The organism is Pseudomonas cichorii (genome assembly GCF_019719005.1).
In the GTDB taxonomy this organism is placed as follows: Bacteria; Pseudomonadota; Gammaproteobacteria; order Pseudomonadales; family Pseudomonadaceae; genus Aquipseudomonas; species Aquipseudomonas cichorii_E.
Genome location: NZ_JAIGPJ010000005.1, coordinates 33,070 through 59,652, shown reverse-complemented (window position 1 = coordinate 59,652; position 26,583 = coordinate 33,070). Strand labels below are relative to the sequence as shown.

The following is a 26,583-nucleotide window of genomic DNA, read 5'->3' as shown; positions in this document are numbered from 1 at the left end:
TCACGGCTGTGCCGACGGCCTCAGACAACCCATTCCTGCGACTTGGTCACTGAACGCTGTTAGTGGGAAGTCCTCTGGCTAATTACTCCACCCACGCCAAGAGCTTGTTTGGCGTATCCCCCAATGCCGCCAGGTCGGCACAACTGCCACCACCTCCTCCATTGAATAATGCCTTCGCAAACTCACCCGAGTAAGGCATGCCATCCAACATGGGACGTTTGCCGGCACCACTGCCATTCGGGCGCTTGAACGCCTCTATTTCACTGGTATATTCGCTAGGGAGCAGGATCTTTACATTGAACCACTCCTTGATCCACTTCCGATAGTTGTCTATCCATGCCTTGCACCAAAGGCATGCATTCTTAGAACCGCCCAGATAAACAGTTTGGCCACTAAACTTGACAGGATTTGCCAAAACCTCCCTGGTCAAAAAAGAAAGCAGAACCAGTTCTGCATGAACATCCTTGATGCTTTTCACAATATTGATTTCACCACTGGCCGCGTAGCTACTTGTAAAAGCATTTGGTTGACCTGTTGCCTTTGTTGCTCCCGAGGCCTCTGAAACGCCCAGAAAATGACGCAGGAACCATGAAAGCTTCTGGTTTCTGCTCAGGTCCGTCGATTTTGGTGTTGCGATCAAATCCATCATTGCACCCACGTGCTCATTAGTGGGCGGGCTCGCGAGAAATATCGGCTTTACCTCAGCAAACCCCTGAATAACCGAATTATCTTGAGGGCTGTACTTTGGCATGCGGTGTGAATCTACCGCTACTTTGCGAGCCGTGTATCCGGGATCGTTTGTCACCTTGTGTTTATCAACTGCTATCCAGAGTGTGCTGTCCATCGACAGTAACTCATGACTGTAACGCATGCACGACTCAAACTCTGCGCGGTTACTGACTCCGAAGGAGGCCAGATAAGACTTTATCAACTCGCCCTCATCAATACGGTCGAAGTTACCGGCAATAAATAATTTATCCTTGATTCGCATACATTGTACTTCCTGTACCTTGCCTGCTGCCCTGGATCCCAACACCGCATTCCAGTCTCTTGTCGCTGCAGCGGCTTTTATTATTGTTGAGATGTAACAAAGCTCGTTGGGACGCATCAAATCCAAAGCATTTACCGACATCGTTCCTCCTTGATACCTGATAAAGCACTCATAAAGAGTTCACTATAACGGATAAAAAGCATCCATCGAGTACCGGGCTAAGCAGGAAAAAGAAGCATGGCCGCAGCTCCCTTCTGAACAGTTCCACGCAACCGACTGGCATCCCTGGCCGGTGACAACCCGAACATGCGCACATAGTCCCGGCTGAACTGTGAAGGACTTTCGTAGCCCACCCGATAACCGGCACCTGCCGCATCCAGCGCTTCGGCCACCATCAACCGACGGGCTTCCTGCAATCGCAACTGACTGCGAAATTCCAGTGGGCTCATGGAGGTGACGGCCTTGAAGTGCGCATGAAAGGTGGAACGGCTCATGCCTGCAATATCGGCAATATCATCGATGCGGCAGGTTTCGCTGTAATGACTGCGCAGCCAGGCAATCGCCTTGGCGATCTGGCTCAGGCGACTGTCGGCCTTGGCCATTTGCCGCACCACGCCGTTGCCGCTACTGATCAGCAGCCGGTAGAGAATCTCGCGAACCGTCAGCGGAGCCAGTGCTTCGATATCGTTCGGCGTATCCAGCAGCCGGGCCAGCCTTGCAGCGGCGTCCAGCAGTTCGGGGGTCGTGTCGTTGAGTTCGATGCCGGCAGCGGGCAAGCCATTCGTTTCGTCCGGGGCCGGATACCGCAGGACAAGCTCGCTCAACACGGCCATATCCAGGTCGAGCACAAGGCACAGATAAGGCTCTGCCTCGCTCGCTTCGATCACAGAGCCGGTCACGGGAATGTCCACGGACGCCACCAGGTATTTGGCCGCGTCGTAGATATAAGACGTAGTTCCGACCATGACCTGCTTGCGACCCTGGGCGATAAGACAAAGAGTCGGTTCATAGACCACAGGCATCGGAACGGTCGGCGAATCCGAGCGAACCAGGCTGACACCGGCAATCGGTGTCGGGTGTATGCCGTCAGTCGGAGTGTGACGGCGGATGAGATCGACCAGCGTTTCCAGAGAGCCCATGTTTGCTCCTTTGAGGGTCAGGCCTGTTGCGCACCCGGATAATCGTGCAAGGACACAGGACGATCCGGCTACAGGCAGGCGCACTACTGAATGCAGACTGACGCCTACGGATTTCAGGTTCCACTTTCTGTCAGGAGTTCAGTATGTCCACTCTTTCAGCACTCGACCATTACCGCCTGCTCGGACGATCAGGCATGCGCGTTTCGCCACTCGCCCTTGGCACCATGACCTTCGGCTCTGACTGGGGCTGGGGCGCGGATGAAGCCCAGGCCCGGCAGATCTTCGACACGTACGTCGATAATGGCGGCAATTTCATCGATACCGCTGTCAATTACACCAATGGAGCCTCGGAGCGAATCCTGGGCCAGTTCCTCAAGGGCAAGCGTGACCGCCTGGTAGTCTCGACCAAATACACCATGGCCCGCGACCCTGGCGACCCCAATTCCGGCGGCAACCATCGCATGAATCTGGTTCGTTCGGTGGAAACCAGCCTCAGGCAACTCGACACGGATCGCATCGAATTGCTGTATCTGCATGCCTGGGACTTCACTACCTCTGCCGACGAAGTGATGCGGGCACTGGATGATCTGGTGCGCAGCGGCAAGGTGCTCTACCTCGGTATCTGCAACACCCCGGCGTGGAAGGTCGCGCAGTTGCAAACCCTTGCCGACCTTCGCGGCTGGTCGCCTCTGGTGGCCTTGCAGATCGAATACAGCCTGGTCGAACGCAGCGTCGAACACGAGTTGATCCCGATGGCACAGGCAATGGGCCTTGGCGTGCTGCCGTGGTCGCCGCTGGGTGGCGGCATCCTGTCCGGCAAATACAGCCGTGACGATCTGAGCCAGGCCAGCGAAGCGAATGTTTCCCCGACCCGCAAGGGCGTGATCAGCTCATCCGGCCATATGAATGAACGCTCTCTGGAAATCGCCAGTGTGGTCAGCGAGATCGCCAAAGAGACCAATGCGACGCCTTCCCGGGTAGCGCTGGCCTGGACACTGCTGAACCCCGCCGTCGTCGCGCCAGTCATGGGTGCCAGAACCCTGGCTCAGGCGCTGGACAACCTGGCCGCGCTCAGCCTGCAACTGGACGACGAACATATTGCGCGCCTGGATCAGGCCAGTGCGCCCGAACCGATCTTCCCGGCCCGTTTCGTATCAAGGCCGATGGTGCAGCAACTGATATTTGGTGGCTCTCGTGGGCCTGGCCTGGAAAGGAGTCTTTGACATGGCCCTATCAAACCCTGGAAAAGCCCTGGCGTTCGTTGTGCTGATCATGTCGAGCATGGTTACTGCAGCTTCGGAGCCAGACGTTGCTGCACGCAACAAGCAAATCGTCAGCGAGGCATTTGATCGCTGGGCCGCGGGTGGCAACAGTTTTTTCAGTGAAATGCTGACACCGGACATCGTCTGGACGATCAAGGGCTCGGGGCCGAGTGCCGGAGTCTACCGAGGCCTCGACCCGTTTATCGAGCAGGCCATCCGGCCATTTGTATCCCGGCTGTCCAGACCGGTAAGGCCCGTCAGCAAGCAGGTATGGGCGGATGGCGATCACGTCATCATCCAGTGGGAGGGTGCCGGTATGGCGCGTGACGGGCAGGCCTATAACAACAGCTATGCCTGGATCTTTCATATGCGCAACGGCAAGGCAGTGGAAGTCACTGCCTTTCTCGACCTTGCGCCTTATGACGATGTCTTGCGGCGCATTCCCGAGGCTACGGCGTCACGTCAACCAGTGCCATAACAGCAGCGTGCCGATCAGCCCGACGACCGAAACGATGGTCTGCAGCACGGACCAGACCCAAATCGTCTGCTTCAGTTGCAGCCCGAAGTATTCGCGGACCATCCAGAAACCGGCATCGTTGACGTGGCAGAAAAACACCGAGCCCGCACCGATCACCAAGGCCACCAGCGATGCCTCGACCGGTGCAAGACCAGCCATCATCGGTGCCAGGATGCCCGCGGTCGTGGTGGTTGCCACGGTGGCCGAACCGGTTGCCTGTCGCAGCGCCACGGCAATCAGCCAGGCCAGCAGCAGATACGGCATGTGTGCGCCCTCCGCCACTTTGCTGATGGTCTGGCTGACACCGGCATCCAGCAGTGTCTGCTTCAAGCCGCCACCGGCACCGATGGTCAGCAACAGCACGGCGATTGGTGCCAGGCTTTTACGCAAGGTCCCGCCTACATGCTCACGGGAAAGACCGTTGGCCCAGCCCAGACACACCGTTGCAACCAACACCGCGATACCCAGGGCAACCAGCGGCTCGCCGAGAAACTTCAAGGTCAGCGCGACGCTGCTTTCAGGCTCCATGAGCACCTTGGCCAGGGTGCTGCCGAGCATCAGAATCACCGGCAAAAGAATGATCAGCAACGAAATGCCAAAACTCGGCTGGCGGCGGACATCGGGCTTGGCACTGAACAGTTCGCCCAGCTCCGCTGGCTCTTCAATGTGCATGCGTTTCGACAGCCAGTTGCCATAAAGAGGCCCCGCAAGAATCACCGCAGGCACCGCAATACACAGCCCCAGCAACATGGTCAGCCCCAGATCGGCGTGCAAGGCACTGACCGCAATCAGCGGCCCGGGATGCGGAGGCATCAAGGCATGCAGCGTGGTCATGCCCGCCAGTGCCGGAATGGCGATTTTCAGCAGCGGCTGATTGGACTGACGCGCCATGACAAAAATGATCGGCACCATCATCACCAGCCCGACCTCAAAGAACAGCGGCAGGCCGATAACCATTGCCACCAGCGCCATGACCCAAGGCAACGTCTTGCCTTTGCCCAGCCCGAGCAAGGTGGAAGCAATCCGGTCCGCCGCCCCCGATTCGGCCATCAACGCACCAAGCATCGCGCCCAGGGCAATGATGATCCCCGCCTCGCCCAGAATACCGCCCGCGCCTTTACTGAACGCTTTTGCAACGGCCTCAGGCGGCAACCCCGCGCCGATACCGGCAATGAAAGTCCCCACCAGAATCGACAAAAACGGCGGGAGTTTGGTGGCGCTGATCAGCACGATGATCGTGGCAATCGCAATCAGGCAGCAGATGATCAGGCGGGTGTCATGCAACACCCACGCAGCAGACGACAGATCCAACGTAAACCCCTTCTCGGCATGGTTTCATCACGAAAGAATTGAAACAATTTGTCTCAATTTTTCAGAACCATACCGGAATGCGGCATTGTGACGCAGTTAAATTTTCACAAAAGGTCACATGCAGCGCGGTCGTGCAGCAAACAGGGGCTGGTGATTGCTGAGAGGAAACGGATGAATCTTCTTGTGTGGGAGCGAATTTATTCGCGAAAGGTCGCTACACCCGACAAATACTGGTCGTCTGGAATAGCGTCTCAGTGCTTGTGCACTGGCGAAGTTTCTCGGCAATTCATGACCACATTCAAAGGTTTGTGCAAGCGCAGACCAAAGGTGTCGAACCCGACACCAGGGGCACGCGACAGTCAATGTTCTGGAAAAGTGATGGCGGTGAAATATGGCAGATAAGGCGCAGTTGATCGAGCAGGCAAAACAGGCATCCGAGACTCTGTTTACCTGGGCCGACTTTGTCGCACACACCGAGTTTCTGTGGCAGGACAACACACTGATTGAAGATGCCGAAGCCTGGCAACGCCAGTGGTTTGAGCTGGAGATCCTCAATGGCCTGGCGCTGGCCGAGTGGGAAGAACAAGGGCGGCCTGCCGACTGGTCAGCAGCCTGGCGCAACACCTATCAGCAGGGCGCACGTGAGTTGGCGGCTGAACTGCTGACGTTGATTGCCTGATCGCTGATTCACGGAGAAGAGTGCATGTATCGCAAAACCGCCGTCGCCCTGTTGCTGATGTTATCCAGCGGCTGTAGCCAGTTTCCCCACAATAGTTTTTTCACCCCGCCCGCCGCTGGCCCGGATACGGCGCGGGTGCGTATTGTGGGCGGCACCGAACTGGCCTCTATCGAGCAGGAACTCAATGGCCAACGCACTGGCGGCCTGGTGCGCAGCAGTGAATTCATACTCACACGAACCCAGGATCTCGGGATGCCTGTGGACAGCGAACAGGACAAATCGACCTGGAGCGATTATTACGAAACGCCTGTGATTGCAGGCCGGAAAACAAGCATCGGCCTCGCCTATCACGGCCCTGATAACCTGTGCAGCAGCCACATGACCTTTGTGCCGCAGAAGGGTCACTATTACCAGTTCGGCCTGCAAGTCGATGTGCGCCTGCGCCAGTGTCGCGGTTTACCGTATGAACTGATCAAAAATGAGCAGGGACAGTGGAAACTCCAGCGTCAGAAGGATGTAGTCTGGGGCGGGAAATATGGCCATGAAGATGAGAACTGGCAGAAGATGCCAGACTGACTGATGCCTCCTGCTGTTTCGTATGAGATTCGGTGAGAATGTGGGCAATTCGATGTCTGCAGAATTAAGGTCTTCAATCATGGCCCTATATCGAAACATCGCGCTGGCAACCCTTTTAAGCATTCCAGCCCTTTCTCATGCTGAACCGAACATTCAGGTCGGATTCTCTCCGGAAGGTTCGGCGCGAACGCTGGTCTTGCAAACCATCGCCAGTGCGCAGCACAGTATCCAGATGCTTGCCTACTCATTCCAGGCCCCCGACATCATGCAGGCTCTGGTCGATGCAAAAAATCGTGGAGTCGATGTACGCATCGTGATCGACAAGAAACGAAACCAGAATAAAACCAGCAAGGCCGCCATGGACTTTGTGACCTCGAACGCTGTGGAACTGCGGACCAACGACCGCTTCCATATCCATCACGACAAGACGATCATCGTCGACGGCAATACCGTCGAAACAGGCTCCTTCAACTTTGCGTCATCCGCCGAAACGGCCAACTCCGAGAACGTGGTCGTCATTCGCGACATGCCAGAAGTTACGCGCCAGTACGTTGCGCACTGGCAGTCACGCTGGGACCATGGCGAGCCTTATCCGAATTCTGCTCTACCGAATTGAATTGAAGTCATATACCGCTGAATGACCGGGCTGCCCTTTCGGCACCGGAACGCCTTTGGGGATGAAAAACGTTGCGGTATGTGCGCCGTACAGGCCGGCCGGAGTGCTTAGCTGCTCTGTATGGCGCGCTTTCGCTCAATCTGTGTCTAACATTTTCCTCTTGACCGCCCTAGCATCGGCCGCTCCGTCCAGGTGCATGCAATGAAAGATATCCCCGGCAACCTTGATTTTTCAGGCTTGACGGCCCGTCGATTAGAGCCAAATGACCGTGAAATCATTTGTGTGCACCGCGAAACGATGTTCCTTGAAGCGGGAGGAGACCCATCGGAGTTGCAGGTAATGACTGAGCACTTTCGGCCTTGATTGCACCAGCGCTTAATCGATGGCCGCTACTACGGTTTTGCGCTGATGGACACAGAGCAGCCTGTGGCGGCGATAGGACTGATGAGCATCGACTGGCCACCTCATCCGTCCCATCCGACCTTAGACCAGCGCGGCTATGTACTGAACGTTTTCGTCGAACCCGCTTACCGGTGCCGGGGCCTGGCCTCAACCCTGATGAAGTTGGCTGAAGCCGAGTTCGCCCAACGCGGAATAAGTTTTGCTGTACTACACGCGACCAAGGCCGGCAAATCGGTGTATGAGACTGGGCTGGTCGGCTACCTTTGAGATGGCGAAAACCGTTTCGTGATTTGACTGCTTGGCTCAGGAGCCTGGTCGCCGCTTCCGACCCTTTATGAAAGGCTTTTCCGGGTCGATTCGGTCAGTCGCGGAAGTCAGAAATCGACCCAAAGTTACCCGTTGCATCAGGCAGAAAACGGCCAAAAGCGGTCACTTACCTCTTGGGTAAAACTCTCACTTGTAGTCCGCGCAGCCACGCCACTGTCCTGCATCAAGTGCTGGCTTCAGCTTGTGCAAAACCACGCGATGGTGAAATATCACTAATTATCACGGTTCATCACCAAACGATCAGTGGTGGCGTTTTTCCCAGTTGGTAGGCTGAGCTCTCTACTCACATAGCTAAGGAGCACCAACATGACCAAGCAGAACGATGACAAGGCAAACGCCCACAATCGTAACCCTGGCACCAACGGCACCAACAAGACCTGGGACAAAAACCACGGTCACACTGGCTGGCAAAAGAACCCTGAGAACCCACAGAATCAGGTGAAAAAGTCATAACGTGTTAGGGGGAGCTTTGCTCCCCTTATTTTTTTAAGCGGGAGATACATGGAAGATCAGTCCGAAAGAAGTAAAGGGAAAAGTGCTAAGAAAAAGCCTTTTAAGCTGACGCGACAGCTGATTCGTCTCGCGCTCAATGATGGCTGGGCGCAGAGAGAAATTGCAGAAAAGTGTCGAGTTCAGCAATCCATTGTAAGTGCCTGGAGCAAGGGGGCCAAGTGCGCGACTGAGGTACAGTTAATGCCGTTGCTTGAGATCTACGGGCACAAGTTAAGAAGACATACATTCCGTGTGTATTGGGCGTTCGACTCGAACACGCAAGCCAAGACGTTCTTCCGGATTGAAGGAAAGGTGGTGCTTGCCGAAGTGGTGTTTGAGCTTAAAGAGTCCAGCGGAAAGGCAACCAAAAAAATACCCGTGATGAAATTGATAATTCACCATCAGGGTGCCGATAGTTTCAGAAGTGTGGTTCAGCGCAGAATTGAATTAGATTCACCTATCACGCTCACTCTAAGCAGTGCGGAGGATGCGGTGTGGTCATCCGAAGTATCGGATCAGAAAAGTAGCGCTGAGCTCATTGCCTGGTTAGATGGCTACGCCAATAGCTTAAGCGAGAAACACCCGCACATTGGGCTTACTCTGCCATTTTTGCTTCGGCAGGCACTAATGAATCATGGCTTTCCAGTAGAGGGTGTTGTTGACTATCCGACTGTATGGTAGGTTGATCGAACACTAATCGGAACGAGGGCACCGTAATGCCCTCACTGCGGTATATCCGCGTTGGCCTGTACACCCTTTGGGGTTAGCCCCGTGAAAAGCCTGTCGCTTTCACGGCGCGATTCAGGCCTTTTTAGGACGGTAGATTGCGGCCTTTGCAGGCTAGGCGAAAGGGAAACTGATTAGCCGAAACGCCATCAGCCTAAAGGGTATGGGGTGGGACGAAACCCAAGCCGCCAGTCTCTGGCCGCTTGGGTTTTTTAAGTCTATCAAACATTAATCACCCAATTGAGTCGTACCAGCTTTCGTAGGCATAGGGCGACCGCGTCTGGCCAGTGCCTGTCTGGTGCGACAGGCGAGTCCCGGCCAAGAGCGGACGCTCCACCGCCCAACTGATTGCGCCTCTTACAAGACAAAGCTTGTAGTGGTCGCTCGCTAACGCAGTGCCGAAAGTGGAGGCGGGTATATGTCGCACTTGAAGAAAGTCCTCAAGTATTCCCAGGGTGATCCTATCTGGGTCTTTTTTGCCCCCCCTTAAAAAAACGTGAAACCTTTAACATCTTCGTCGGGTTAGTCATTTAAAATTTGGCAGTGAACGAGAGGTTTGAACCCACGTTGCATTAGCTGCTCCCTTCAAACCCATCCTGGCTCAATGACTGCTTTTGGCCGATTGTGTTGAAAAAAGCGATTTTTTCGGAATTCCAAATCATGGGTTGATGAAAGCGCCTCTTTTTAGCGCGCTTCTGCGTAAAATCTGAGTCCGAAAGGCTCTGCGGAGATTCAAGATTTCAATCTCCGACGCGTACCTTTTTCCCTCATAAGTCGCAGCCAACTTTTTCAACACAATCGGCCGAAAACTGCCACTCTAAGGCATCGACGAAAAGTCGGGAGCTCAGCTTTTGTTGATTGACGCGATGGCTTAATAAGGCCGCATGGAAGAAGCCTTGCCGTTGGCCAAGGTTTCTGCGTTTTTCGTGAGCAAGGTCACTACCTTGCGGCTGGCATACTGACCCCGTCCCGCACCTGCATCAGCGCAAACCCCAGTAGATTCAAGCCTTTCCACAGATTTGGATTGTTCGCATCCGCGTTGTCCTGTGCGAGCCCTATACCCCAGATGTTATCAACCGGGCTGGCTTCGACAATAACGCGCGAACCTGTTTGTAGAAGATATTCCTTTAACTGCGGATTCTGAGAAAACTTGGCCTGGTTCGCTCGAACGACGATGTCGTATCGGTGTTGTAGCCAAACCTTATCATCAAACCCGCGCACGTTACGACCAAGTGCTTTGGCAGCATTGGGAGTAGACGCTTGGAGCACCTGCGCACGAATTTCCTGATCGTCGAACAAGGCCGCTTTCTCGGCCATCATGAAGTGTTCGGCCGTTGGGTAATGTTGACCCTCGACAGTAAACCCGGCCTCGAACCATTGGCTGAAGCACGAAGCTGTGACGACAGCTTTGCTGCGCTGGTGCCCCCAGAAAAACAAAAAGCTCAGGTGCTCTCCTGAGTTGAAACGGGCGCACAGTTCTTTCAGATGTTCAGAGTTGTTCAATGAGATGCCCTCGCTAGCTGAAGATCGAAGCTACAGCTACAGTGCTGACCAAGGCAACCACGAAGTTTGGTAGGTTTTCGGCTGACAAATCAGTATAGGGTTCTCGCATATTAACCAAACAGCAATCCGGTAGACCTATTCTGGTCGTTAGCAGTCGTCTGCAAAGCGCTGCCTTGGGCCGAAAGCAATCCCTGTCACCAACCTTCTACGCCCCCCATCAAACCGCCCCCGCGCCGCCCGAAACTCCTCCGCATTCTCCAGCAACCACGTCCACAACGGCACCATATGCGCCAGAAAACTCCGCCCCAGCGGAGTCAGCTCATAATCAACCCGCGGCGGGACCTCGCCGTAATCGCAACGCGAGATCAGGCCGTCTCGTTCGAGTTGCCGCAAGCTGCGGGTCAGCATGCGTTGGGTGATGCCTTGCAAGCGGCGGCCGATTTCGGCGTGGCGCAGTTTGCCCTCTACTCCCAGCGTATGGACGATCCCCAGTGACCAGCGATTGCCTGCATGGGTCAGGACTTCGCGTTTGAGGCCGTCATCCTCGGCGCTGAGCGCGTCGCAGGTGGCTTGGGAAAGGCGGATGACCTCATCTTCACTCATTGCTTTCATGCGGTATCACTCGTGTGCCTTCTTCTGAATGTTCGTCAAGGATGACAGGATAAAACATCGCTGATCATTCACCGGGAATTCCTGATGCACTCACACGACTCTGCAAAAACCGACACTATTCTGGTCCTGGGCGCGGGCGAGCTGGGCATGGCGGTGCTTCGCGAACTGGCAGCGCAGCCGGCTGCGCGCGTCACTGTCATGCTGCGGCCATCGGCTCTGGACACGACGTCTGAACCTAAACGCCAAACTCTCGACGAGCTGAACGCTCTAGGCATTGAGGTGGTGTCTGCCGATGCTGCAAACGACTCCGAGGAAAGCCTGGCTGCGCTGTTCAGCGGATTCGACACGGTGGTCAGTTGCCTGGGTTTTGCGGGCGGTGCCGGGACACAACTCAAGCTGACCCGCGCCGTGTTGCAGTCCGACGCGAAACGTTATGTGCCGTGGCAATTCGGTGTGGATTACGACGTGATCGGCTATGGCAGCCCTCAAACCCTGTTTGACGAGCAACTGGACGTGCGTCAATTGCTGCGCGGCCAGTCGCGTGTGCAATGGCTGATCATTTCCACCGGCATGTTCACCAGCTTTCTGTTTGAACCTGCGTTTGGTGTGGTCGATCTCAGCCAGAACATCGTACGTGCCTTGGGCAGTTGGGACACTGCCGTGACGGTCACCACGCCGGAAGATATCGGCCGCCTGACCGCGTCCATCCTCTTTGAGCCCGCTCTGATCAATGAAGTGGTCTTCACGGCGGGCGACACCCTCACCTACCGGCAATTGGCGGACACGGTTGATCAGTTGCTCAATCGCACGGTTGAACGTGTGGAGTGGACGGTGCCTGCGCTCAAGGCCGATCTGGCAGCGGCACCCGACGATTCGCTGCGCAAGTACCGGGCGGTGTTCGCTGAAGGCAAAGGCGTCGCCTGGCCCAAGGCGCACAGTTACAACGCCGAACGGCAGATCGATACCATCACTGTTGGTCAGTGGATTGAGCAACATCTGCTCTGAGCAGGTGGCGTGAGCTGCGACCTGCCCTTTACCTGACCAGACTCAAGACCGCATCCCCATCCAGATCACCGCTTCAGTCCAGGCCGTCACAACCGGTGTCAGCGCCCTGAACCAGGGATCGCGAACATCGATCTGCGCGGCTGAGTGGTCATGATGGTGCTGCTCTTCTTCCACGATCGAGGTAATGGCCGTTACTGCATGAGGATCGATATCGCGTAGCTCATGCAGTTGATGGGCAAGGTGTTTAAGCACCACACTTTCAACCGCGACGGTGGTTGCGACAATGGCTTTGCGGCCACAGAGGCCGGTGATCAGGCCCAGCGCCAGGCCGCCGATACCGCATAGCCAGTAACTGCGGCAGCGGGGATAGTTGCGGCGTTGCAGTTCTGCCTGAAAGACGGTTCGATGGCGGCGTTCGTGGGAGAGAAATTCCTTGAGTTCATCCACCATGCCCGGCGCGAACAACCGGGCCATGAACAGCTGGCCGCTGTAGATGCAAATCGCGCCATGCTCGCCTGCATGGTCAACCTTCATCATGCGGTTGCCGAGGTCACTTCCATTAGCCATGTCGTCTGGGGAGTTCACGCTGAGATGCCTTGTTCGATGGGGAGCAGCTTGCTGTAACGTCAGGCAGATAAGCAAGCGCTGACTTGGGGCCTAAGCCCCCAACAACTCGGTAATCCAGCAAATCTGCCGGTTAATTTCCTGCATCTTCTCTTCGGGCACGACCTGTCGTGCCTGGGCGAAACTGGTCAAGGTCTTCTGCCTCTTGAGTAGCAAGCGCTGCCATTTGAGCAAGAAAGCCGGGCTGCGGGCCTGCATCTGCAGCGGGCCGAAGAACAGCTCTTCGGCAGAGTAGACCACCGGCCCGGAGCGGTCGGCAACAATGATTTCGTAGTCGAAACGGTTTTCCCGCAGCACTTCTTCGCAGAGGATGCGGTAGCCATTTTCCATCAGCCAGTGGCGCAGCGGTTGCTCGCCGCCGTTGGGTTGCAGGACCAGACGTTCCTGACCGCTCAGATACACGTTGCCGCTGTCGAGGATGTCACGAATCGTCTCGCCGCCCATGCCGCACAGGCTGATCGCGGTGATTCCGTCTTCCGGTCTGATCGCCGCCAAGCCATTGGCCTGGCGCACGGTAATCGATTGCTCAAGGTCGTTCTCACGCACGGTACGTTGCGCCGCATGGAACGGCGTCAAGGCCACCTCCCCCGCCACCGCTGACACGATGGCGCCACGGCGCATCAGGGCCACGGGCAGGTAAGCGTGGTCCGAGCCGATATCGGCCAGACGCGCACCTGCTGGTACATGTGCAGCTACACGCTCCAGGCGCATGGACAATGTCTGTTCGTTCAACTGCCGCCCCTTTTCAACACGAACGACCCGCACTGTTGGCCGATCGGGGCGGGATTCTGTCGAGTAATGGCGGGGATTTCAAATGTTTGGCCAATAACGTAAAGACAAGCCGAACTAGCACACCCCTGAAGAGGTTTCAATAGACTGCCTGAGCTATAGGTTTTATCGAGCCCGCGTGGAGAATGTCTTGTTGAACAGTGTTGCCGCTTATCAGGCCCTGCACTACCTACCTGTACATCACGTGGATACGAAAAATGACCCTGAATAAAACTGTTATTCAACTACTCATGGCCGGCGCGGCGGTTTCGTTGCTTCAGGGTTGCGGGATCGTGGCATCCAAAACCGTCAGTGATACGAGTTTGCAGGAAAAGGCAGCTGTGACCCTCAACACCACGCCAGAGAAAGTCAGGATTTTCGACAAGCGCGGTGAACTGGACTCGGTGAAGTTCAAGGCACAAAGCAGCAAAGGTGTTTATAACTGCTACTACACAACCCTCGTAGCTCTGGATTCAGACACGCTTTGCTCGGGCCCGGTGGAAGGTTCCGGTAAACAGACACCGTCCGACACTGCGGCCCCAGCCAACTGCAATGCGCTGCTGAAAGCAGCCGGGCGCTGCGGATCATGAAAGGCGCCGTTAGCGCGCTGTTCACGCTGACGCTGGGCAGCCTGACACTGAGTGGTTGCGTGCCGATAGCGCCGCCCGGTCAAGGGTTCAACGCCATGTCGGCCCAGCCGGTTTCGCAGCCAACTTCGATGCTGGAAGCACGCAAGGCTCATGACGAGATGTTTGCCCGGTTCAAGACCTCAGGCAAAGCCATTCTGGTCGTGCCAAGCGCCAGTCTGGACAGCCTCAAGACAGACTTCGGGAACAACGATGACATCGCCCTGTTCCTGCGACTGCGCTCTGGCGTTACCGAATGGACCAACACTTCTCGCCCGTCTTCCAGGATCAAGGTCGGTTACGACACCAGTAACAACACCGATGAAAACAACAGGGAAAACTCATACTTCCAGCTGGTATTCGGCAGAACGCTCTACAAGATCTACCTGGTCGATCCCGGCCATTACAGCATCAGTGGCGTGAGCTACAACTTGCCCCGCACAGCCGCATTCGAGCCGCCTGGCGGACGCAACATTCAGCCTTCGTCGCTGGGTTACGCCATGCTCAAGTCGATAACATTCGATGAGTTCGAGCGGGGCAAGAAATGGCAAGACGCCAGCTACCGCAACGAAACCGTGCAGGAGGATTACTGCACCTCCGTGCGCGTGGTCAATAACGAATGCACGAGCTGGGGGAAGAGCTCCTACGACGTCAAACGAGAGAGCTCGCCAGCAGGCTGGACGGAAAGCATAAAGCAGCGAACCATTGAAGCCCGCAGCGTGACGGCCAAGATCAACAAGGAGTTCGCGAGCTTCGATATTGCCTCGGGTGAAGTGATCCTGATCGATGGCTTCTTTGCCGAACCACCTGCCGCCGAACTGCGGGAAAACAGTTGCAAGCAGGCCGATCAGGAACAGATGCGCTGTGAGCTGAAGCAACTGACCCTGGTGCAACTGCTGGGGGAAGTCGAGGAAGTCAGGAAAAGTCAGAACCCGGCGGACTGGGGTTTGCCGAAAATGGCTGAAGTCCTCAAAGAGCTGACCTATCGACCGATCACTATCAAGGCGCGTGAAACCAGCGGCAAGTCGGTGTGGGGGCCGTCGTATAGCGTGAAGGCGAACTGAGGAAGAGTGATCGCCTTGCCGCCAGCGTGGGGCAAGGCGTTGTCATTCGTTTTCACAGATCAGCGTCGCCCGCTGCGGGTGCTCACATCGACCCACACGGCCAGTACCAGAATGCTGCCCTTGACGATCATCTGCCAGTAGCTGTCTACGTCGAGCATGGACATGCCGTTGTCCAGGCTGGTGATGACCAGTGCTCCGAGCAACGCGCCATACACCGTGCCGGAGCCGCCGCGCATGGAGGTGCCGCCGATAAAGCAGGCAGCAATGGCGTCGAGTTCGCCCATGCTGCCAGCCGAGGGCGAGCCTGCGGCCAGGCGTGCGGTGTTGACCATGCCGGCAAGCGCGCACATCACGCCCATGATGCCGAAGATCCACAGCTTCACGGCCTGCACGTTGATGCCGGACAGCCTAGTGGCTTCCATATTGCTGCCCACGGAATAGACGCGACGTCCGAAGACGGTCTGGCTGGTCACGTAGCTGAATACGCCCAGCAGAACCAGCAAGAGCAGCACCGGCACGGGAATGCCGTCGTAGCTATTGAGGGTATGAACGAACCCGGCCAGCACCGCGCCAATCAACACCACCCGCAGGATGTCGCGCACCAGTGAGTGCGCCGCCAGCCCGTGGAGGGCGCGATTGCGGCGTTGTTTCCAGGTCAGGAACAGCGTCAGTGCAAACAGCACAATCCCAAGGCCCGTTCCCACCGCATGCGGCAGATAGCCCTGCCCCACGTAAACAAGCTCCGGCGAAACCGGGGCGATGGTGGTGCCGCCGGTGATGCCCAGCAGGATGCCGCGAAACGCCAGCATGCCGCCCAACCCGACAATGAATGACGGGATGCGCAGGTAGGCGGTCATGTAGCCGTTGGCGATGCCGATCATCAGCCCGCACAGCACCACAATGCTCAGGTTCGCCAGCAGCGGTACGTGGTAGATCACGTCGAGAATCGCCGCCAGTCCACCGAGCAGGCCCAGCAATGAGCCCACCGACAGATCGATCTCGCCACTGATGATCACCAGCACCATACCGCAGGCCAGAATCCCGGTGATGGACATCTGGCGCAACAGGTTGGAAAGATTGCGCGGGGTAAGGAACCCGCCTTCGGTCTGCCAACTGAAAAACAGCCAGATAATCGCCACGGCGATGACCAGTGCGAGCATTTTGTAGCGGGTGAAGAGCTGTTTGACCTGGTTCATCTACGCAGACTTCCGATCATTATTGTTATGGCCAGCGGACTGGCTGAGGGCAGCGGCGAGCACCTGTTCCTGAGTGAGATCGCGGTTGATGAAGTCGCCGCGCAACTGACCTTCGCCGATTACCAGCACCCGATCCGACACGCCGAGCACTTCGGCCAGCTCCGAGGACACCATGATGATCGACACGCCTTCAGCCGCCAGCGCGCCCATCAACTTGTAGATTTCGTACTTGGCACCGACATCCACGCCACGGGTGGGCTCATCGAGAATCAGCACTTTGGGCTTGGTCAGCAGCATCTTCGCCAGCACGGCCTTTTGCTGATTGCCGCCAGACAGGCTGGTGATCGGCAGCGACGGGCTCGCGGTCTTGAGGTGCATGCGCGAGATTTCCTGATCGATGCCATGCAGCTCGGCTTCGGCGTCGATACGGCTCAGCCGCGAGTAGTTCTCCAGCACGGCCAGGGTGATGTTCTGACCGACGTCCAGATCCGGAATGATGCCCTGGCGCTTGCGGTCTTCGGGGACCATGCACAGGCCGGCACGGATGGATTTGAGCGGCGTGCTGGTATCGACTCGCTGACCCTCCAGCCAGACTTCGCCTTCATAACGACCGGGATACGCGCCGAACAGCGCCGAAACCAGCTCTGTGCGCCCCGCTCCCACCAGCCCGGCGATACCGAGGATTTCGCCGCGCTTGAGGACGAAGGAAATGCCGTCGACCCGCTTGCGTTTGGGGGTGTCGACGTCATAGCAGGTGATGTGGCGTGCCTCGAAAATCACCTCGCCAATGCTGTGGGGTTCGGTGGGATACAGGTTGCTCATTTCCCTCCCGACCATCTGGGTGATGATCCGGGGAATGTCCATGTCCGCCATGTCGGTCGTGGCGATGTGCTTGCCATCACGGATCACCGAAATGGTGTCGCACACGGCGGCCACTTCATCAAGCTTGTGGGAGATATAGACGCACGCAACCCCCTTGGCCTTGAGGTCGCGGATGATGTCCAGCAGCACCTCGATTTCCGAACGGGTCAGGGCCGAGGACGGCTCATCGAGGATCAGCAGACGCGCCTGCTTGTTCAGCGCCTTGGCGATTTCCACCAGTTGCTGGTAGCCACCGCCGTACTGGGAAACCGGCAGCGAGACGTTCATGTCCGGCACTTTCAGCTCACGCATCAGGGCTTCGGCGCGGCGGGTCATGGCCGGGTAATTCATGCGTCCGCCGAACAATGTCAGCTCATGGCCCATGAAAATGTTTTCGGTCACCGACAGGTCGGGAACCAGGGTCAGTTCCTGATGAATGATGACGATGCCGGCGGCTTCGGTTTCGCTGATCGACTGGGCCTTGAGCGGCTGGCCGTCCCAGAGAATTTCACCGTCCCAGGTGCCATGGGGATAGACCGCCGACAGCACTTTCATCAGGGTGGATTTACCGGCACCGTTTTCGCCGCACAGCCCGACGCACTCTCCCGGCCTGATCCTGATGTCGATGCCATTGAGGGCTTTGACACCGTCAAAGGTTTTGACGATGCCGTTCATTTGCAGCAGGTACTCGGACATGGCAAAGGCTCACACAAGGGGTCCACTCCCCGGCATCGCCGGGGGTTGTACTCGGGTCAGTCAGATCACTGCCCGGCTATCTGCGCCTTGGTATAGAAGCCGTCCTTTTCCAGCAGGTCGATGTTGTCCTTGGTCAACGGCGTCGGGGTGAGCAGGATGGTGTCGACCTTCTTGCTGCCATTGTCGTACTGCGAGCTGTAGGTGGGTTTCTCGTTACGCGCCAGTTGTACCGACAGCTTTGCGGCTTCGGAAGCGATCAGCTTCAGAGGCTTGTAAACGGTCATGGTCTGGGTGCCATCGATCACCCGCTTGACTGCTGCCAGGTCTGCATCCTGCCCCGAAATCGGCACCTTGCCGGCCAGTTTCTGCGCGGCCAGTGCCTGAATCGCACCGCCTGCGGTGGCGTCGTTGGAGGCGACGATGCCATCGATCTTGTTGTTATTACGCGTCAGGGCATTTTCGACAATGCTCAGCGCTTCGGTGGGGTTCCACTCCTTGACCCACTGTTGGCCGACGATCTTGATGTCTCCCTTGTCGATGGCCGGTTGCAGCACTTTCAACTGGCCTTCGCGCAGGATCTTGGCGTTGTTGTCGGTGGGCGCGCCGCCCAGCAGAAAGTAATTGCCCTTGGGCGCAGCTTGCAGCACACCACTGGCCTGCATCTCGCCGACCTTTTCGTTATCGAAGGAAATATAGGCGTCGATATCGGCGTTGAGAATCAGGCGGTCATAGGACACTACCTTGATCCCGGCTTTCTTGGCTTCGGCGACGGCGTTGGTCAGCACGGTGGCGTTGAACGGCACGATGACGATCACATCGACGCCACGGGAGATCAGGTTTTCGATCTGGGAAATCTGCTTCTGCTCGTTGGCATCCGCTGACTGGACAAAGACCTTGGCATTGAGTTTTTCGGCCGCCGCGACGAAGTAATCCCGGTCCCGCGACCAACGCTCAAGGCGCAGGTCATCAATGGAGAAACCGATTTTCGGGTTGGCAGAATCGGCCATGGCCGGGATGGACAGCAGGGCCAGAGCACTGGCCAATAAGGTGCGTTTGACTTTATTCATGGTGGTGCGTCCTTTTATTGTTGTTTGAAAGACACTGCCTGACGATGAGTATCGTGCTGGTACAACTGTAGAGCGTCGTGAAGCCGGACCCGTACAGATTTGTCGTGGGAATGTAACAACCGCGCCAAACCGACGAACGGGGCTGACCGTCAGCTGTAAATGAACCGGTTGACGACGTTTTCGAGCATTTCCTGCCTGCCGCTCACGGCCTGCGGGTTCAGTTCCTGGGCGAAGGCATGTTCGGCCAGTGATTCCAGGCTGAAGCCACCCGCCAGCACCTTTTGCCCCAACGGCTGCTGCCAGCCTGCGTAACGTTGATCCTTGAACTGCTGAAGCCGGTCGTTCTGCAGCATGGCCGCGGCACGCTCCAGGGACAGGGCGAGGACATCCATCGCGGCCACATGGCCATGGAACAGGTCCACTTCATCGAGACTCTGGCGGCGCACCTTGGAGTCGAAGTTGAAGCCGCCATTCTTGAAACCACCGGCCTTGAGAATTTCGTAGGTGGCCAGGGTCATCTCTTCGACGCTGTTGGGAAACTGGTCGGTGTCCCAGCCGTTCTGCGGATCGCCACGGTTGGCATCGATGCTGCCAAAGATCCCCAACGAAGCGGCGGTGGCAATCTCGTGATGGAAGCTATGCCCCGCCAGCGTCGCGTGGTTGGCCTCGATATTGACCTTGATTTCGTTTTCCAGACCGAACTGCTGCAAGAAGCCGAAGACCGTGGCGCTGTCGTAATCGTACTGGTGCTTGGTGGGCTCCTGCGGCTTGGGCTCGATCAACAGGTCGCCCTTGAAACCGATCTTGTGCTTGTGCTCGACCACCATCTGCATGAAGCGGCCCATTTGCTCGCGTTCGCGCTTCAGGTCGGTATTGAGCAGGGTTTCATAGCCTTCACGCCCACCCCACAACACGTAGTTGGAGCCTTTGAGGCGCTGGGTGGCGTTCATGGCGCTGAACACCTGAGCGGCTGCGCAGGCGAACACTTCAGGGTCCGGGTTGCTGGCGGCACCTGCGGCAAAACGCGGATTGCTGAAACAGTTGGCGGTGCCCCACAACAACTTGATGCCGCTCTGTTCCTGATGCTGCTCCAGATGATCGACCATCTGCGCAAAGTGGTTGCGATACTCCTTCAGCGAACTGCCTTCCGGGGCCACATCGGTATCGTGGAAACAGTAATAGTCGATCCCGAGTTTGGTGAAAAACTCAAAGGCCGCCTCCGCTTTGCCAATGGCCACTTCCAGCGGGTCGCCCGCACGCTGCCACGGACGCTTGAATGTCCCCGCCCCGAACACATCGGAGCCCGGCCAGACGAAGGTGTGCCAATAACAAGCAGCCATACGCAAGTGCTCGCGCATGGGTTTGCCGAGGATGACCTTGTTGGCGTCGTAGTGGCGGAAAGCCAAGGGAGAATCGCTGGCCGGGCCTTCGTAGCGAATCCTGTCGATATCGGGGAAGTACGGCATGGGGCGTGTCCTTTTGTTGTTCTTGTCGGTGCCTCGATACTAGCAACGGCGCTGTGCCCGAAAATTATGAAAGTCACCAAGACAGAGTGCGATTTTGAGTATTGAGATTCACCCCAAGCGCGCCTAGGCTGTGACGACCACCTTGGTGTTGGCAGACCCGGGACAATAACAATGAAAACCGTACCGCCCGTTCACCGCGTTGCACTGTTGTTCAACGGCAGCAAGATCTACGACCGCGGCATCATCAGCGGCATCGGCAATTACCTGAGCAGCACCCGCGCCTCCTGGGACCTGTTTCTTGAGGAAGATTTCCTGTGCCGGTTGAAAGGCATCGAACGCTGGCAAGGCGACGGGATCATTGCCGACTTCGACGACCCGCTGATCGGCGAGGCGCTGGCTGGAAGCAAACTGCCTGTAGTGGCTGTGGGCGGCTCGTACCAGGATGAGCGCGCCTACCCGCAAGGCATCCCCTACGTCGCCACCGACAACAAAGCCATGATGACCTTGGCCTACGAGCACCTGATCGAAGCCGGATTGACGCGCTTCGCCTGCTTCAGCCTGCCCGAAGCCCAGGCCAATCGCTGGGCACAGGAACGGGAAAAGGCCTTTCGCTGGCTGATGCAGCGCGATGGCCTGCATGCCGAGGTCTATCGCGGCATGGGCACCAGCGCGCCGCTGTGGGACAGCGCCGTCGAACAACAGATCGCCTGGCTGCAAAGCCTGCCCAAACCCATCGGCATCATCGCCGTCAGCGACGCACGCGCCCGACAATTGCTACAAGCCTGCCTGACCGCCGGGATTGCCGTGCCGGAACAAGTGGCCCTGATCGGCATCGACAACGACCCGCTGACCCGCAGCCTGACCCGAGTACCGCTGAGTTCGGTCATCCAGGGCACCGAAACCATGGGCCGAACCGCAGCACGCCTGCTCCACCAGATGCTGCACGGCATGCCGGCCAAAGGTACACAAATCCTGATCCCGCCGGAATCGATCAACGTACAGGTATCGAGCCTGCATCAACCCTTGGGCGACCCCTACGTCATGCAAGCCCTGCTGTTCATCCGCCAATACGCCTGCCAGGGCATCAAGACTGCACAAGTGGCGGCTTATGTCGGCGTATCGCGCTCATCGCTGGAATCGCACTTCCGCACCGTGCGCGGTTGCAGCGTCCACGACGAAATCCTGCGCTTCAAACTGGCGGCGGCTGCCAATGGGTTGAAGAATACGGATTCAACGATTGCAGATACGGCGCGTAATTGCGGATTCAAGTCTGCGCAGTATCTGCATACGGTGTTCAAGCGGGAGTTTGGGTGTACGCCGCGCGAGTATCAGTTGGATAGGGTCGTGTAGATCCACATTATTCGTGGGAGGGAGCTTGCTCGCGACGGCAGTGTTTTGCACGGCACATCTCTATCGGATGTAACTGCCCTTCGCTCCTGCGATCAGGTTCTACTCACCTCAACATGTGCCAGTGAACGCTCCAGCTCGGCCTTGGCCATGCCGATCAGATGCACGACCGAACAAGGGTGGCGGCTTTGACGCGGGTTAGCAGACCGGTGAGGAACAAGCGCAATTAACCGGCGCACCCGAAGATGCCCCACGCAAAGCCGCCATAAGCACTTGTCATCCACAAACAGGCTGCTAAGCCCGACTGCGGATGCTCAGCGACCGACGCAGCCTTGTGTCGGGGTTTCACAGGTGCAAGGGCTTGAGATTTTCCAGGAAAGTTCGCATAGAAGAAATGGTAAAGACTGCAGGAAAGGGCCTGCGCGGGTGGGGTTTTCGTTAGGGGGAGTAACGGATGCACATCAGCCGCGTAGGAGCGAATTTATTCGCGAAGATGGTGTTGAAGACGACATATACCTGTTGCGTGATTGGAACGACTTGGGTAGCTAGCTGTTTGCATATGGCCTGATCAGTCATTTGCATGGTAATTGGCCGCTGCATATAGTGGTGATCGACAAATCTCGATTTAGAGCATCCGGGCGAGCGGCAGAAAACGAACCAAAGCTGCCCGTCATTTATGTGCGGCGTGTAAGAACTCACCGTGCCTGTATAGCGCTTTCTAAAACTATGACATTAGGGGCATAGCGCTGGATGGCCTGAAAAACAGCCTCACGATCTTCCTCACTAATACCTGATCCCAACGTTACTGTCATGCGGTCAAGCATCAAGGTGTCTATTGGTAGATCTATAAAAGGAAGCTCTGGTGGTGGTACTCCTGTTCCCAAGGAATACCACTTCTCCATAAGATTAAGAAACTCATTCTCATATTCATCAGGATTGTCTTCATAGGTTAACTCTGGCCCTTGAATAGCCATTAGCGCAAACCGAAATTCAGATTGATCTTCCCAATGAGCGGCCTTTATTCGGGCTAACCTAGAGCCTCCAGCAATCTCTGTCATCTCTGGATCTGAGCGAACGAACTGCCTCACATAGGCAGCAGGATCTTCGACATATAGAACGTCGCCCCCGAAGGACTCCTCGTCTGCCCATGGCATAAGCACGAAGCCCTTACCGAACATTGTTCCTTTTGTAAATGGTGCTGGCACATCATTTAGTTCAAGTCCCACCGTCTTTAACTCGCCGTCCTTGGCTGTGTATGAACGACTAAGATCACATCGCAGCTTTGTCACCGGAAATGGGGAGCTTTTGAAGCTCAAGCGAACGCCTCGGTGCTGATCCGCGTACCGGTACCATTGTCCTGATTTCTCAACAGCTGATTTGACCCAGGAGTTTACAAAGTAAGCCTGCCGCGACAGGTGAAAAGTCTCAAAAGGCAGCTCCATAAGGTCATCCAAGTGATCAGCTCTTGTAAACCGGAGCTTGCCGCTTTGTAAGATTAATGGAAGGGTGGATGCTCGCGTGTAGTGGTGAATTTCCATTTTTCAGATCCTCAATAGACCCTTAGTCGTTAATGCATCCTGAGTATGACGAAATGATAGCAAATCAACATAATTGTACGAGATAGCGATGACGACCATTTGGGCTCAAAGCAACTATTTCTGGATATCCACTTGTGGCTGATGCTGTTGAAAAAGTCGGCCAATTTTTCTGAAGCAGAAAAATGCGCTTGAAATTGAAGTCTTCACTTTCGGCAGAGGTTAGCGGGCTCAGACTTCACGTAGCAGCATACTGAAAAGGCACTCTCTCCTGTTAATCTTCTGGCTGCTTAAGAAAATCGACTTTTTCAACAGAGCAGGCCGAAAGCTACCCCTTCAGCACAGTGCTCGGTCATTGGTATCGTTGCCTGAGAAAGGCGCTATCCCCCCGACATGTTTCAACCAACCCGCAGCGAATACCATGCAATGCCTCTATTTAACAAACCTCAAACATGCGAACCCAGTCTTGATTTTCAGCTGTTGAATGGGTTCGATGCTCTCCTGATCGCCGACTTTCTTGATGACGCCTACACCGCAGAATTGTTCGTTGCGGTTGAAGATCGGAAGAATGCCTGCCTTGGGCTCACTCCAGGAGCCCTGGATCAAGGTGTAGGTGGCGCCGTTCTGTGGCGTGAAGGAGAACGGTATCTGACAAACACTGCTTCCTGCGATCTGCCCATAGGTCAGGATCAACTCCTTGTTCACGGCGACCCGGGATTCGATGTAGTCGCCGTCAGAGGGCAGGATGGTGTAACCCGCATAGCATCCATTTTCACTGAACGTCATGGCATCCAGTCTCGCACCATTTCCAGCCTTGAGGCGAACCGTTGCAGAGGGTTCATCGGGGCCGGGAACGACATACTGCTTGCCCTGCAAAAACGAAGTGCAACCGCTGATTACCAACACGCCGGCCAGCAAGATACAGCGGCTGGACTTTTGATTGAGGTACATCTATCTCTCCCTGATTCTGTTGCTGGGGACTGCCGAATAGCGGGCTGATGATAATGGTTTCGGTGATGTATCAACCAGAACGAAGAGTATAGGTCTATGTTCTTCGTTTCATGCCCTTCGCGAATGAATTCGCTCCTACGGTCAGGCTCTACACACCTCGACACGCGCCAGCGAACGATCCAGCTCGGCCTTTGCCATGCCGATCAAATGCACGACCGAAAAAGCCAGATCACGTTTGGGGCCATTGAGGGTGTCGCCGGTTTTATAGGCTGTTGCGGCGGCGCAACGTAGCAGGTCACTGACATGCAGCAGGGACTCTTCCAGTGATGGAAGGGGTGGTGACGGTGTTGAATCGATCATTGGGAAAACTCCGATAAAGCCACCGGATGTTTGCTGCTAAACGAACAAGGGTGGCAGCTTTGACGCGGGTTAGCAGACAGGCAGTTTTCCCAATTCCGGCGCACTCGAAAGTGCCCCACGCAAAGCCGCCATAGCGGAACTTGCGTCGGAAAAACTGATTCAGGCTGCTAAACCCGACCGCCGATTTTCAGCAACCGACGCAGCCAGGTGTCGGGATTTCACAGGCGCAAGGGCTTGAGATTTTCTAGGAAAGTTCACACAGAAGAAAAGGCAAAGCCTGCGGGAAAGGTCCTGCGCGGGTGGGGTTTTCGTTAGGAGAAGTAACGAATACACATCAGCCGCGTAGGAGCGAATTCATTCGCGAAGACGGTGTTTCAAACGACATATACCTGTTTGACTTGAGCTACTGACACCCATTTGAATTTGATCTGATCGCTCACCATATACCCGCCAACACTGATAGCTGCCAGCTCAACCACATCGTAAAGGCAGTGCCTGTGTAGTAGTAATGTGCAAAACGCCCCAGTTCACCGGACGAATAGCCAAGGGTGCAGAGCGCGTAGGACTGGTCAGAGAGCATGTAGGTCAATGGCCACAGACGACGTCGGGGAATGCGGTGCTGATGGGGAGCCAAGGAGGCGCTGTACATGACGAAGCGCAGGTTGATCACCAGGGCGGTGGCGACAATCGCGACAGGCACCACGCCGCTGCCAAGCAGTTGCAAGGCAACCATCTGCGCAGATCCGGAATAAAACAACAGTGTCATGCCCATTGCGGGGAATGGTGTCATGCCGAGCTTGATCGCCATGATCCCCGTGACCAGACCGAAGGGAATGACTCCGGGCGTCAAGGGCAGCAGCGCGCGGACACCTTGCATGAAGGCTTCCCGGCCGGATTGATAGCTCATCAAGCCTCCTTTCTCATGATCCTGGGAGATCAGCTCTTGGGCGCTTTATATAAACCAACAGACCGCTGGCAAAGATGAGCCCCATTCCGGCTATCGACCAAGGACTGGGAGTCGTCCCAAACAGCACGACCCCATACAGCGCGGCGAAAATGATTTGCAGGTATCCCAATGGAGCCAGATCAGCAGAGGATGCATAGGCATAGGATTTGGCCATTAGAAAATGTGCGCACAAGCCCAGGCAGCCGAGCCCTGAAAGAAGCATCCATTCAAGAAGTGTGGGCTGCACCCAAAAGAAAGGCACCGCAATCGTCAGGATCGCAGTGCAAAAGACGCCGACGTAGAAACTGCAGACTGCGGGGCTATCCACCTCACCCGCCAATTGCGTCAGCATCTGGTAGAGCGCGAAAAAGAAAGCGGTCGCCAGTGGGAACAGCATATAAGGGGTGAATGCTTCGCTCGCCGGATTGATGATGACCAGCACACCGCAAAAGCCGATAACAACCGACAACCACTGATACCGGTTCGCCTTGATGCCAAACAGCAAAGGCGAAAGTATCGTGACAAATGCGGGAGCCAGAAAAACCAGGGCCGTGGACTCGGCAATCGGCACATACTTGAGCCCGAACAGAAATGTCAGGCTGTCTGCCAACAAGCAAAGTGCCCGCAGCAGGTGCAACCACGGCCGCCGCGTCCGATAGCTTCCGGATCGCTTGCCCAATGCTATGACCGTCGTCACCAGCCCCGTATGAACGAAGTACCGCACCCAGGCAACAAAGATGACCGGCAGCGAAAAAATGAGCGTCTTGGACAGCGCATCATGGCTGGCGAACACCAGCGCGACACAGGCCATCAACCACATGCCGACGAGATGCCCCTGATGGGCAGCAATCAGGCCTTTCCCCGCGTCCTTGCTGAAAACTTCTGCCACCACGCCACCTCTATGTTCGCTGAAAAAAG

Annotated in this window: 26 protein-coding genes and 2 pseudogenes; 12 read left to right on the top strand and 16 right to left on the bottom strand. The window is 56.3% G+C overall.

Annotated elements, in window-relative coordinates:
* Nucleotides 1–82: 82 nt before the first annotated feature.
* Nucleotides 83–1,132, bottom strand: a complete 1,050-nt coding sequence (locus K5D32_RS06500) for a nucleic acid/nucleotide deaminase domain-containing protein (RefSeq protein WP_221536770.1) — start codon at nt 1,130–1,132, stop codon at nt 83–85.
* Nucleotides 1,133–1,209: 77 nt separating this feature from the next.
* Nucleotides 1,210–2,130, bottom strand: a complete 921-nt coding sequence (locus K5D32_RS06495; protein WP_221599527.1) for an AraC family transcriptional regulator — start codon at nt 2,128–2,130, stop codon at nt 1,210–1,212.
* A 143-nt stretch (nt 2,131–2,273) separates the two neighbouring features.
* Here K5D32_RS06495 and K5D32_RS06490 point away from each other — a divergent pair, with 143 nt between their 5' ends.
* Nucleotides 2,274–3,353 (top strand): aldo/keto reductase, encoded by a 1,080-nt coding sequence (locus K5D32_RS06490; protein WP_221599526.1) that lies wholly within the window; start codon nt 2,274–2,276, stop codon nt 3,351–3,353.
* A 1-nt stretch (nt 3,354) separates the two neighbouring features.
* The gene (locus K5D32_RS06485; protein WP_221556050.1) at nt 3,355–3,870 is read left to right on the top strand and encodes a nuclear transport factor 2 family protein; all 516 of its coding nucleotides are present in this window, start codon (nt 3,355–3,357) and stop codon (nt 3,868–3,870) included.
* Here the strand turns inward: K5D32_RS06485 and K5D32_RS06480 are convergent.
* On the bottom strand, nt 3,850–5,220 hold the full coding sequence (locus K5D32_RS06480; RefSeq protein ID WP_221599525.1) for a gluconate:H+ symporter: 1,371 nt from the start codon (nt 5,218–5,220) through the stop codon (nt 3,850–3,852). The genes K5D32_RS06485 and K5D32_RS06480 overlap by 21 nt on opposite strands.
* 391 nt (nt 5,221–5,611) lie before the next feature.
* Between K5D32_RS06480 and K5D32_RS06475 the strand changes: the two genes are divergently transcribed.
* From K5D32_RS06475 to K5D32_RS06450, 6 genes and pseudogenes are all read left to right on the top strand, one after another.
* Nucleotides 5,612–5,899 (top strand): hypothetical protein, encoded by a 288-nt coding sequence (locus K5D32_RS06475; RefSeq protein WP_221599524.1) that lies wholly within the window; start codon nt 5,612–5,614, stop codon nt 5,897–5,899.
* A 24-nt stretch (nt 5,900–5,923) separates the two neighbouring features.
* Nucleotides 5,924–6,475 carry a hypothetical protein gene (locus K5D32_RS06470; RefSeq protein WP_221599523.1) on the top strand — a complete coding sequence of 184 codons (552 nt, stop codon included), beginning with the start codon at nt 5,924–5,926 and terminating at the stop codon, nt 6,473–6,475.
* A 52-nt stretch (nt 6,476–6,527) separates the two neighbouring features.
* Nucleotides 6,528–7,091 (top strand): phospholipase D family protein, encoded by a 564-nt coding sequence (locus K5D32_RS06465; RefSeq protein WP_409372858.1) that lies wholly within the window; start codon nt 6,528–6,530, stop codon nt 7,089–7,091.
* A gap of 201 nt (nt 7,092–7,292) precedes the next feature.
* Nucleotides 7,293–7,782, top strand: a pseudogene (locus tag K5D32_RS06460) (GNAT family N-acetyltransferase).
* A gap of 344 nt (nt 7,783–8,126) precedes the next feature.
* On the top strand, nt 8,127–8,273 hold the full coding sequence (locus K5D32_RS06455; protein ID WP_221599522.1) for a hypothetical protein: 147 nt from the start codon (nt 8,127–8,129) through the stop codon (nt 8,271–8,273).
* A 48-nt stretch (nt 8,274–8,321) separates the two neighbouring features.
* Nucleotides 8,322–8,993, top strand: coding sequence for a hypothetical protein (locus K5D32_RS06450; protein ID WP_221599521.1), 672 nt, complete (start codon nt 8,322–8,324; stop codon nt 8,991–8,993).
* A gap of 984 nt (nt 8,994–9,977) precedes the next feature.
* On the opposite strand, the gene K5D32_RS06445 is transcribed toward K5D32_RS06450, so the two are convergent.
* Nucleotides 9,978–10,541 carry an NADAR family protein gene (locus K5D32_RS06445; RefSeq protein WP_221593439.1) on the bottom strand — a complete coding sequence of 188 codons (564 nt, stop codon included), beginning with the start codon at nt 10,539–10,541 and terminating at the stop codon, nt 9,978–9,980.
* A 147-nt stretch (nt 10,542–10,688) separates the two neighbouring features.
* Complete coding sequence (locus K5D32_RS06440) at nt 10,689–11,144, bottom strand: helix-turn-helix domain-containing protein (RefSeq protein WP_221599593.1); 456 nt, start codon at nt 11,142–11,144, stop codon at nt 10,689–10,691.
* Between the two features lie 93 nt (nt 11,145–11,237).
* Between K5D32_RS06440 and K5D32_RS06435 the strand changes: the two genes are divergently transcribed.
* Nucleotides 11,238–12,158: an aromatic alcohol reductase gene (locus K5D32_RS06435; protein WP_221599520.1), complete on the top strand. Its 921-nt coding sequence runs from the start codon at nt 11,238–11,240 to the stop codon at nt 12,156–12,158.
* Between the two features lie 42 nt (nt 12,159–12,200).
* Here K5D32_RS06435 and K5D32_RS06430 read toward each other — a convergent pair whose 3' ends face one another.
* Both K5D32_RS06430 and K5D32_RS06425 read right to left on the bottom strand, forming a co-directional pair.
* On the bottom strand, nt 12,201–12,743 hold the full coding sequence (locus K5D32_RS06430) for a demethoxyubiquinone hydroxylase family protein (RefSeq protein WP_311775771.1): 543 nt from the start codon (nt 12,741–12,743) through the stop codon (nt 12,201–12,203).
* Nucleotides 12,744–12,815: 72 nt separating this feature from the next.
* The gene (locus tag K5D32_RS06425) at nt 12,816–13,514 is read right to left on the bottom strand and encodes a tRNA (adenine(22)-N(1))-methyltransferase TrmK (RefSeq protein WP_311775770.1); all 699 of its coding nucleotides are present in this window, start codon (nt 13,512–13,514) and stop codon (nt 12,816–12,818) included.
* A 254-nt stretch (nt 13,515–13,768) separates the two neighbouring features.
* Between K5D32_RS06425 and K5D32_RS06420 the strand changes: the two genes are divergently transcribed.
* Nucleotides 13,769–14,140 (top strand): hypothetical protein, encoded by a 372-nt coding sequence (locus K5D32_RS06420; RefSeq protein ID WP_216705194.1) that lies wholly within the window; start codon nt 13,769–13,771, stop codon nt 14,138–14,140.
* Complete coding sequence (locus K5D32_RS06415) at nt 14,137–15,240, top strand: hypothetical protein (RefSeq protein ID WP_260407264.1); 1,104 nt, start codon at nt 14,137–14,139, stop codon at nt 15,238–15,240. The genes K5D32_RS06420 and K5D32_RS06415 overlap by 4 nt, the downstream gene beginning before the upstream one ends.
* A 59-nt stretch (nt 15,241–15,299) precedes the next feature.
* On the opposite strand, the gene K5D32_RS06410 is transcribed toward K5D32_RS06415, so the two are convergent.
* The 4 genes from K5D32_RS06410 to xylA form a co-directional block, all read right to left on the bottom strand.
* Nucleotides 15,300–16,436, bottom strand: coding sequence for a sugar ABC transporter permease (locus tag K5D32_RS06410; protein WP_221599519.1), 1,137 nt, complete (start codon nt 16,434–16,436; stop codon nt 15,300–15,302).
* Nucleotides 16,437–17,993: a D-xylose ABC transporter ATP-binding protein gene (gene xylG, locus K5D32_RS06405; protein WP_221599518.1), complete on the bottom strand. Its 1,557-nt coding sequence runs from the start codon at nt 17,991–17,993 to the stop codon at nt 16,437–16,439. It lies immediately after the preceding gene.
* A gap of 65 nt (nt 17,994–18,058) precedes the next feature.
* Nucleotides 18,059–19,060, bottom strand: a complete 1,002-nt coding sequence (xylF, locus tag K5D32_RS06400) for a D-xylose ABC transporter substrate-binding protein (RefSeq protein WP_221539651.1) — start codon at nt 19,058–19,060, stop codon at nt 18,059–18,061.
* 149 nt (nt 19,061–19,209) lie between these two features.
* Nucleotides 19,210–20,526: a xylose isomerase gene (xylA, locus tag K5D32_RS06395; protein ID WP_221599517.1), complete on the bottom strand. Its 1,317-nt coding sequence runs from the start codon at nt 20,524–20,526 to the stop codon at nt 19,210–19,212.
* Between the two features lie 171 nt (nt 20,527–20,697).
* Here xylA and K5D32_RS06390 point away from each other — a divergent pair, with 171 nt between their 5' ends.
* Nucleotides 20,698–21,876, top strand: a complete 1,179-nt coding sequence (locus tag K5D32_RS06390) for a XylR family transcriptional regulator (RefSeq protein ID WP_221578491.1) — start codon at nt 20,698–20,700, stop codon at nt 21,874–21,876.
* A 692-nt stretch (nt 21,877–22,568) separates the two neighbouring features.
* Here K5D32_RS06390 and K5D32_RS06385 read toward each other — a convergent pair.
* The 5 genes and pseudogenes from K5D32_RS06385 to K5D32_RS06365 all read right to left on the bottom strand — a co-directional run bounded on the left by K5D32_RS06385 (nt 22,569) and on the right by K5D32_RS06365 (nt 26,554).
* Entirely contained in the window at nt 22,569–23,411 is an 843-nt protein-coding gene (locus tag K5D32_RS06385; protein ID WP_221599516.1) for a DUF2971 domain-containing protein, read from the bottom strand.
* Between the two features lie 429 nt (nt 23,412–23,840).
* The gene (locus K5D32_RS06380) at nt 23,841–24,359 is read right to left on the bottom strand and encodes a hypothetical protein (RefSeq protein WP_221599515.1); all 519 of its coding nucleotides are present in this window, start codon (nt 24,357–24,359) and stop codon (nt 23,841–23,843) included.
* A 141-nt stretch (nt 24,360–24,500) separates the two neighbouring features.
* Nucleotides 24,501–24,719: a DUF6124 family protein gene (locus tag K5D32_RS06375; protein WP_221599514.1), complete on the bottom strand. Its 219-nt coding sequence runs from the start codon at nt 24,717–24,719 to the stop codon at nt 24,501–24,503.
* Between the two features lie 439 nt (nt 24,720–25,158).
* Nucleotides 25,159–25,626, bottom strand: a pseudogene (locus tag K5D32_RS06370) (AzlC family ABC transporter permease); the annotation flags it as partial.
* Nucleotides 25,627–25,639: 13 nt separating this feature from the next.
* Nucleotides 25,640–26,554, bottom strand: coding sequence for a DMT family transporter (locus K5D32_RS06365; RefSeq protein WP_221599512.1), 915 nt, complete (start codon nt 26,552–26,554; stop codon nt 25,640–25,642).
* Nucleotides 26,555–26,583 lie beyond the last annotated feature (29 nt).